The organism is Micromonospora sp. NPDC049257 (assembly GCF_040678915.1).
Lineage (GTDB): Bacteria > Actinomycetota > Actinomycetes > Mycobacteriales > Micromonosporaceae > Micromonospora > Micromonospora antibiotica.
This window is the reverse complement of sequence record NZ_JBFAQU010000002.1, coordinates 119876-128764: the sequence shown is the minus strand read 5'-3', so window position 1 is coordinate 128764 and position 8889 is coordinate 119876. Positions and strand designations below refer to the sequence as shown.

Here is an 8889-nt window from a genome sequence, read left to right as displayed (position 1 = left end):
GGCCCCGCCCCCCCGGCCGCGGGGCGGCGTGGGGGTGCGCGGGGGGTGGGATTCGCCGTGTTGGAGGACGAGTGGGGCCGTCGCGTGGTGGCCCCCCCCCACCCCCCCCCCCCTCGTGTGCCGGGCGCTGTGGGAGGAACGGGGTTCCGGTCTCGTCCGGGGCCGGAAACCACATCGCTCCCGTCGTGGGTCGGGTGCTGCGGAGGCTGTCGGAGGCACTTTTCGCCGAGACCCTTATGCCTGTCCGTCATATATATGACGGACAGGCATAAGGGTTGTTCGACCTGTTGCCGTCAGGCACGACGCGCCGGGGCGGGTCGGTCAGGCGGCCTTGGCCAGGGCGTCGTACTCCTCGTCGGTGAGCTGCACCTGGGCGGCGGCGACGTTCTCCTCCAGGTGACCGACCGAGGACGTACCCGGAATGGGCAGCATGACCGGCGAGCGGCGCAGCAGCCAGGCGAGCGCGAGCTGGGCGGGCGTCGCCTCGTGGCCGGTGGCGATGGCGTCCAGCGGGCCGCCCGGCTTGGCCAGGTTGCCGGTGGCGATCGGGAACCACGGGATGAACGCCAGATCGTTGCGCTCGCAGTGCTCCAGGACGTCCTCGGCGCTGCGGTCGGCCAGGTTGTAGAGGTTCTGCACCGACACGATCGGGGTGATCTGCTGCGCCGCCTCGATCTGCTCGACGGTCACCTCGGACAACCCGATGTGCCGGATCTTGCCCTCCTGCTGGAGCAGGGCCAACTCGCCGAGCTGGTCGGCCAGCGGCACCTTCGCGTCGATGCGGTGCAGCTGGTAGAGCCCGATCGATTCCACGCCCAGGTGCCGCAGGCTCAGCTCACACTGCTGGCGCAGGTATTCCGGCCGCCCCACCGGCCGCCAGTCACCCGGCCCGGAGCGGGTCAGCCCGGCCTTGGTCGCGATGACCAGGTCGTCGGCGTACGGGTGCAGCGCCTCCCTGATCAGCAGCTCGGACACGAACGGCCCGTACGAGTCGGCGGTGTCGATGAACGTGACGCCCAGCTCGTACGCCCGGCGTAGCACCCGCACCGCCTCGGCCGGGTCCTTCGGGTCACCCCACACCCCCGGGCCGGTGAGCTGCATGGCCCCGTACCCGAGCCGGTCGACCTGGAGGTCGCCACCGATCCGGTAGGTGCCGGACGCCTTCGCGGGCTGACTGCTGGACCCCATGTGCCGTACCCCGATCCTGTTCGTTGTCGTCAGCGGCAAATCTAGCCACCGCCTCAACGCCTTTCCCGAAGATCGCCGTCGGCAACACCCACGGGCCGAATGTGGGCACCGACACGGGTGCTCAGCCGACGTGCCGGATGACCACCAGCGCCTGGTCGTCGTCGGAACCGGAGAGCTTGGCCAGCAGGGTGTCCGCGATCACCTCCACCGGCTGGTCGCGCACCGGCACGATCACCTCGTGCAGGGCCGTCACCCCGGCGTCGTACGCCTGGTCGCGCCGTTCCACCAACCCGTCCGTGTACGCCACCAGCAGGTCACCCGGGCCGAACGTCACCGTGGTCACCGGCACCGGATCACGGACCAGCCCCAGCGGCAGCGAGTGCCCCGTCCAGACCGTCTCGGGGGGCCGCCCCGACGGCAGCAGCACCGGGTGCGGATGCCCCACCCGGGCCACCTGCGCCTCGCCGGCCACCGGGTCGACGACCATCGCCAGGCAGGTGCCGAGGAACCCGACCCCGAGCAGCCCGGTCAACCGGGGGAACACCTCGGCCAGCGGCACCCCGGACCGGATCAGGGTGTTCACCACCGTCCGCAGCTGCGCCATGTCGGCCGCCGCCTCGACCTGGTGGCCCACCACGTCGCCGACCACCACGGCCAGCCGGCCGTCGTCCAGGTCGACCAGGTCGTACCAGTCCCCGCCCAGGTGCAGGCCGCTCATCGCCGGCTGATAGCGGGTGGCCACGTCCAGACCGGGGGGCCCGACCGTGGCCGAGGTGCGCAGCCGGCCCGCGAGCCGGGTCACCAGGTTGTGCTCGGCGGCGGCCAACCGGACCCGCTCCAGGGTCTGCTCGCACAGGTCGGCGATGGTGTCCAGCAACGCCAGGTCGTCGTCGGGCAGCGGACGTTCGCGGGGCCAGCCGAAGCCCAACGCGGCGATGGGCCGCCGGGAGGCGTCCAGCAGCGGCAGCACGACGGTGGTCACCATCCCGTACTCGCCGGCCGGGTCCGGCAGGCCGGGATGCCGGGCGGCGAACTCGGCCCGGTTACGCAGGATGATCCGTTCCCCGGTGCGCAGCGCGCGGGCGATCGGCCGGGGATCGTCGATGGTCAGGTCGTCGAAGGTGGCGACCAGCCCGCTGGGCAGCTCCGCGTGCCACAGCCGGACCCGTCGGCCCTCGTCGCGCATCGCCAGGCCGGGCAGCGCCGCGCCGAGGGCCATCGGCGCGGCGTCCAGGATCACCTCGATCGCCTCACCGGTGGACCGGGTGACGCTGAGCCGGGCGGCGAACTCCGCCATCGCCCGCGCGGACGCGGTCAGCTCGGCCCGGCGTAACGCCTGGCTGCACAGCCCCGCCACCGCGTCGAGCAGGATCCGGCGGGCCTCCTCGTCGGCGACCGGCCCGTCCCAGCGCACCTCCAACGCCCCGAGCACGGTGCCGGTGCCGTCGCGCAACGGCAGGCACAGCCCGTCGGGCAGCGCGACGGTCGCCTCCTCGCGTACCGCGCGGGCCAGCGGCGCGTCGTCGGCCACCGCGAGCCGACCGGGGCCGTTCCCGTCGGTCACCGTCAGGTCCAACGCGCCCGCGGTGGCCACCGCGACCCGGACTTCGGTTGCCCCGACCAGCGCCGGCGTGACCGTGATGACCACGTCCGTCACCGCCGTGCGGGTCCCGGCGGCGCTGAGCGACCCGGCGAGCCGGGCCAGCCCTTCAGCCTGCCGCAGCGCCTGACGCCGCTCCCCGGCCGCCGGGTGTGGGGCCTGCTGCTGGCCGGGGTCCCGGCGGCCACGGCGGCGCGCAGCGGGAACCCCGGTGCTGGTGGCGGTCCCGGCGCTGGTGGTGTCCGACCGTGGGGATCCGGTCGGGTCGTCGGCGTCGGTGGCCCCGCCGGTGGGGCCGATCGCCTCGGCGACGGTGGTGAAGACGCCGCCGGGCCGGCCGGTGGCGTCGACGATCGGAGCCGACGAGAAGACCAGTCGGTGGCGCTCCGCGCCGGAGCCGACCTCCCGTTCCTGCCGGCAGGTCACCTGGCCCGTGGTCAGCAGCCCGGTCAGCGTCGGCACCGCGTCCGGCCAGACCGCCGCCCCGGGTTGGCCCGGCTCCTGCGCGCCGACCGGGTCGGGCAGCGCGAGGTACCCGTCGTTGGGCAGCAGCACGAGTTCCGGTCCCCACCAGATCGCGGCCGGTTCGGGGCTGTACAGGCAGATCACCAGGGCGGTACGCAGGCTCGCCGGCCAGTCCTCGACGGGCCCGAGCGGGCTGCCGGCCCAGTCGTGCCCGACGATCCGACGGCCGGTCCGGCCGGCCCGGGAGAGCAGGTCCCGCCAGCGTGCGTCGTCCGGCGGCCGGGGAGCGGCGGCGGAGCGAGTCATGTCGGGACCTCCGCTCTGCGGATCGAGCGCTTCCCCATCAGTCGGACCGTACCAGCGTGGGCCGATCCGCACGTCTGTCGATCATCCGGTTCGGGTCTGCCGGAACGTCGCCCCCGCTGTCCGACGGGCCCGTGCCGGGGCCCGCCCGGCGGACCCCGACCCGGTGCGCCGCCCGCGTCGGCCGTCCCGCTCCGGTCCCGGTGCCCGCCGTCGGTCCGGGTCGGTGCCGGCGACGGTCCGGGGAGGCGGTCCGGGGAGTTGTCCCGACCCGCCGCGAGGGGTGTGCCCACCGTGCGACGCTGGCCGGGTCCGGGGCAGACCGGCGCGGGGTGGCGCCGACGCGGGGAAAGGGACGCGATGACGGGTACGCCGCAGCTGGACTTCGCACTCGACACGTACGAGTGCATCGTGCTCTATCCCGGCCCGGCCGGTCGGGTGCTGCCGAAGGAGACCGTGCAGCGGCTCCAGGCCGAGCACTTCGCGCACATGCGGGCCCTGCAACGCCGGGGTCTGGTGCTGGTGGCCGGCTCGATCGACGGCCCGGCCCGGGAGCCCGCCCCGCCGATCGGCATCGGCCTGGCCCGCACCGGCTCGGTCGAGGACGTACGCAGCGTGATGGAGGCGGACCCGGCGGTGCAGGCCGGTCTCTACATGGTCGACGTGCTGAGTTTCCTCTGCCCGGCCGGCTCGTTGGAGTTTCCGCTGGTCAAGACCGACAGCTAGGGGCGGCGGGGTCCGGACGTCGGGTCGTGGTGACCGACGGTGCCGGTGTCGGGGCGGACGAGCACGGGAGCGCGCGGACGGCGTTGGTCCCCGGGCGGTACGATTCCCGGCGCGCGGTCGCCGATGCCCGCGACTCCCCGACGTCCCGGCGTGGGCTGCGTCCCGCCGGCCAGGCGCCCACCCCGCGCGTCGTCGGACCCCTGTTCCTCAGTCCGCAAGGGGTCGACCCCCAGGTCGACCCGGAGGAGAGACTAGCCTGATGGGCGTGAACCGCCGCGCGAAGATCGTCTGCACTCTTGGTCCCGCCACCTCGTCCCCGGAGCGGCTCCGGGGCCTCATCGAGGCGGGCATGAACGTGGCCAGGCTGAACTTCAGCCACGGCAGTCACGCCGACCACGAGTCGGTGTACCGCATGGTCCGCGAGGCAGCCGAGGCGGTCGGCGTGCCGGTCGCCATCCTGGCCGACCTCCAGGGCCCCAAGATCCGGCTCGGCAAGTTCGCCGACGGGCCGCACGAGTGGCGTACCGGCGACTCGGTGGTGATCACCGGGGACGACATCCTCGGCACCCGGGACCGGGTCTCCTGCACCTACCGCAAGCTGCCCCAGGAGGTGAAGCCGGGTGACCGGCTGCTGATCGACGACGGCCGGGTCGCCGTCGAGGTCAGCGACGTCACCGGCAACGACATCCGGTGCCTGGTCACCGAGGGTGGCCCGGTCTCCAACAACAAGGGCGTCTCGCTGCCCAACGTGGCGGTCAGCGTCCCGGCGATGTCGGACAAGGACGCCGAGGACCTGCGTTTCGCCCTCGGCCTGGGCGTCGACCTGATCGCGCTCTCCTTCGTCCGTACGGCGGAGGACATCAAGCTCGTCCACAGCATCATGGACGAGGAGGGTGTGCGCCGTCCGGTGCTGGCCAAGGTCGAGAAGCCCGAGGCGGTCGACCACCTGGAGGCGATCGTGCTCGCCTTCGACGGCGTCATGGTGGCCCGGGGCGACCTCGGTGTCGAGATGCCGCTGGACCAGGTGCCGCTGGTGCAGAAGCGGGCCGTGCAGCTGTGCCGGGAGAACGCCAAGCCCGTCATCGTGGCCACCCAGATGCTCGACTCCATGATCGAGAATTCCCGGCCCACCCGCGCCGAGGCCTCCGACGTGGCCAACGCGGTGCTCGACGGCGCGGACGCGGTGATGCTCTCCGGCGAGACCAGCGTCGGCAAGTACCCGGTGCTCACCGTCAGCACCATGGCAAAGATCATCACCACCACCGAGGCCGGTTCGATCGGGGTGCCCCGGCTCCAGCACGACCCGCGCACCCACGGTGGCGCGCTGACCGTGGCGGCGTCCTCGATCGCCCGCGCCATCGGGGCGAAGGCGCTGGTGGCCTTCTCGCAGACCGGCGACACCGTCAAGCGGCTCAGCCGGTTGCACTGCGACCTGCCGCTGCTGGCCTTCACCCCCGTCCCCGAGGTGCGCAGCCAGCTGGCGCTCTGCTGGGGCGTGGAGACCTTCCTGATGCCGTTCGTCCAGCACACCGACGACATGTTCCGTCAGGTCGACCAGGCTCTGCTCGGCCTCAACCAGGCCACCCCCGGCGACTACGTGGTGATCGTCGCGGGCAGCCCGCCCGGCACCCCCGGCTCCACCAACACCCTGCGGGTGCACCAGCTCGGCTCCCTGGTCGACGCCGCCTCCGCCCGGGCGCTCCAGTGAGCACAGGGAAACTCCCGGTGAGCGTGAGGAGCACGCCGGGTTTGCGCGCCCCGCAGTCGCGAACAGAGCCAGCCCGGTGAGCGCGAGGAGTGAGCCGGGTTTGCGAGCCCCGCAGTCGCGAACAGAAGCAGGCCGGTGAACGGGCGTCCGGCGGCGACCGGTCAGGCCGCGGTCGACCAGCTCCTCGAGGTCCTCGACCTCGACCACACCGGCTCGATGACCTTCCGTGGGGTCAGCCCCTCGGTGGGTCCGCAGCGGGTGTTCGGGGGGCAGGTCGCCGGACAGGCACTGGTCGCCGCCGGGCGCACCGTCGACCCGGACCGGTTCGTGCACTCGCTGCACGGCTACTTCGTCCGGCCCGGCGACCCGGCCGAGCCGATCGACTACCAGGTGGAGAACGTCCGGGACGGGCGGTCCTTCTCGGTCCGCCGCTCGGTGGCGTTGCAGCACGACAAGCCGATCTTCTTCATGTCGGCGTCCTTCCAGCGGCAGGAAGAGGCCCTGGAACACCAGGCCCCGACCCCGCCCGACGTGCCCGGCCCGGACGACGTGCCGACGATGTCCGACCGGCTGGCCCGCTATCCGGAGCGGCTCGGCATCTGGGGGCAGATTCCCCGCCCGATCGACGTCCGCTACGTCGGCGAACCCGGCTGGGTACGCCCCGGCGACCGGCCCGCCGACCCGCACCAGCGGGTCTGGATGCGCATCGACGGCAAGTTGCCCGACGATCCACTGCTGCACGCCTGTGCGCTGACCTACGCCTCGGACCTGACCCTGCTGGACTCGGTCCTGTCGGTGCACGGCGAGGTCTGGGGTCCGGGCGGTCTGGTCGGGGCGAGCCTGGACCACGCCCTGTGGTTCCACAGGTCGTTCCGGGCCGACGAGTGGTTCCTCTACGACTGCTGGAGCCCGTCCGCCTCCGGTGCGCGGGGTTTGGCCACCGGCCGGCTGTTCACCCTCGACGGCCGGCACATCGCCAGCGCCGTCCAGGAGGGCCTGCTGCGCCGCGTCGGCGCCTGAGCGGACCCGCCCGCGCCGGGTCGCCGCCACCCGCTGACCGTGGGGTGCGGGGAAGGTGGCGCGTCGGGCGGTGGCGGTGCGCAGGTGGTCGGGCAGGGACCGGCCGGGTGGTCAGAAGCTGCTGACCACCTTGACCAACGCCTCGTCGATGGTGGTCGGGTTCTTGGCGTCGAACGCCTTGCCGGACGACGCCTTGGCGATCCGGTCCAGCGCGGCCAGGTCGGACTCCTGGTCGAAGGCCACGCAGAAGACCTTCACCGGCTTGTTCGGGTCCAGTGCGATGTCCCGCAGCAACCGGTCCAGGTCGCTGTCCTTCTGGTATTCGTTCTTGCCGTCGGTGAGCACCACCACCGCGTTGATCCGCTTCGGGTCGTACCTGTCGAGCAGGGAGCGGTGTGCCGCGCGGACCGTCGCGTACAGGGCGGTGTTGCCACCGATGCGCAGCCCGGCCAGCTTCCGGTTGAACGCTTCCCGGTTCAGCGGCGCGAGCCGTACCTCCTCGCTGTACGGCTTCTTCGGCCGTTGCGGGGTCTCGCTGGAGAACGACCAGAGCGCCACCTGGTCGGCGGCGTTGAGCAACCCGATCGCCTTGCTGGCGGCGTCGGTCGCCACCTGGAACCGGGTCCGGTCGCCGACGGTGGCCTTCATCGAGCCGGAGGTGTCCACGGCGAGCAGGATGTTCGCCTTCTTGCGCAGGGTGTCCCAGCTGCCGAGGATCGCGCCGACCACCTCCGGGGTGGGCGGGTCGAAGTAGGTGAGCCGGTCGCCGCCCGGCCCGGCCACCGTGGCCAGCAGCGTGTCGGCGGGCTGGCGCTCGTCGTCCCGGAAACCGAGCGCGGCGAAGCTGCGTTGCTGCGGGCCGTCGCGGAGGAACGTGAGGAAGTCCTCGGCGGCCTCGCGTTGCGCCGGGTCGGCGGAGGGCAGCACCACGTACGGGTGGTCGAGGTTGAAGGTGCCCTCCTTGGGGTGCACCGCCACCAGCGGGACCCGGGGCTTGCTGCCGGTGGGGCTGAGCTGCCCCTGGTTGTAGAGGTAGACCAGCTCCTCCTGGAGGACGATCGCGCTCATGTCCGTGGCCGGGGTGTCCCCGGTGGCGGTGGCGTCGGCCTCGGCGAGGTTGCGCAGCAGGTCCACCGAGTCGTCGCTGTAGTGCGAGACGTTGGCCTCGATCCGCCTGACGAACTGGGTCACCGCCGGCTGGGCGAGGTCCTCGCTGGTCAGGTCGCTGGCCCGGCTGACCGCCGCGTAGTAGGTGGCGATGGTGGCGGCCAGGCCGGAGGTGGACAGGTGCGGGTTGTCCTTGCCGAAGGTGAACCGGCCCCACTCGGGCTTGCCGAACGCCGCCCAACCGGTGTCGCCGGAGAGGCCGAGCACGTCGGCCCAGCCGAGCGGGCCGCGCTGCTGCACCACCTCGCCCCGGTCCTTGGGCATGGCGATGACCAGTGGACTGTTGGCGATGGACGGGTACTGCCCGGGGGTCTGGGCGGGTCGGCCCGCCGCGGAGTCCAGCAGGCGCAGCTGCCCGGTCCACAGTGACGAGGTGGGCAGCCACACCTGTGGTTCGGCGACCTTCGGCTGGGTGAGCGCCCACCCGCCGGCCAGCGCCTCCATCGCCTCGCCCGAGTTGAGACCGTGCACGGTCACCTGCGCGCACCGCCCACCGAAGCGCCGGTCGGCGGCGTTGTACCGGTCGGCGAGCTGGGCGACCAGCGCGCTCTTCTCGGTGGAGGAGCTGACCTCCAGCGGTACGCAGTCGGCCCGGTCGGTGCCGGGCGTGGGCCGGACGTACAGGTACGCCCCGGCGATCACCGCGAGCCCTGCGACGACGGCCACCGCGTGCGGCAGCCACGGTCGGGCGGGACGCTGACCGGTGGCCATC

6 protein-coding genes are annotated in these 8889 nt (G+C 72.9%); 3 read left to right on the top strand and 3 right to left on the bottom strand.

The annotated features are described in order from the left end of the window. Positions 1 to 321: 321 nt before the first annotated feature. Positions 322 to 1188, bottom strand: a complete 867-nt coding sequence (locus AB0K25_RS04510; protein WP_363818418.1) for an aldo/keto reductase — start codon at positions 1186 to 1188, stop codon at positions 322 to 324. Between the two features lie 121 nt (positions 1189 to 1309). After that, positions 1310 to 3559 (bottom strand): SpoIIE family protein phosphatase, encoded by a 2250-nt coding sequence (locus AB0K25_RS04505; protein WP_357536912.1) that lies wholly within the window; start codon positions 3557 to 3559, stop codon positions 1310 to 1312. Between the two features lie 357 nt (positions 3560 to 3916). Here AB0K25_RS04505 and AB0K25_RS04500 point away from each other — a divergent pair, with 357 nt between their 5' ends. The 3 genes from AB0K25_RS04500 (at position 3917) to AB0K25_RS04490 (ending at position 7010) form a co-directional block, all read left to right on the top strand. Then, positions 3917 to 4282, top strand: a complete 366-nt coding sequence (locus AB0K25_RS04500) for a YciI family protein (RefSeq protein ID WP_208569252.1) — start codon at positions 3917 to 3919, stop codon at positions 4280 to 4282. Between the two features lie 259 nt (positions 4283 to 4541). Next, complete coding sequence (gene pyk, locus AB0K25_RS04495) at positions 4542 to 5990, top strand: pyruvate kinase (protein ID WP_219463817.1); 1449 nt, start codon at positions 4542 to 4544, stop codon at positions 5988 to 5990. 135 nt (positions 5991 to 6125) lie between these two features. Then, on the top strand, positions 6126 to 7010 hold the full coding sequence (locus tag AB0K25_RS04490) for an acyl-CoA thioesterase II (RefSeq protein ID WP_208569250.1): 885 nt from the start codon (positions 6126 to 6128) through the stop codon (positions 7008 to 7010). 111 nt (positions 7011 to 7121) lie between these two features. Here the strand turns inward: AB0K25_RS04490 and AB0K25_RS04485 are convergent, their stop codons facing one another. After that, complete coding sequence (locus tag AB0K25_RS04485) at positions 7122 to 8888, bottom strand: extracellular solute-binding protein (protein WP_219463816.1); 1767 nt, start codon at positions 8886 to 8888, stop codon at positions 7122 to 7124. Position 8889 lies beyond the last annotated feature (1 nt).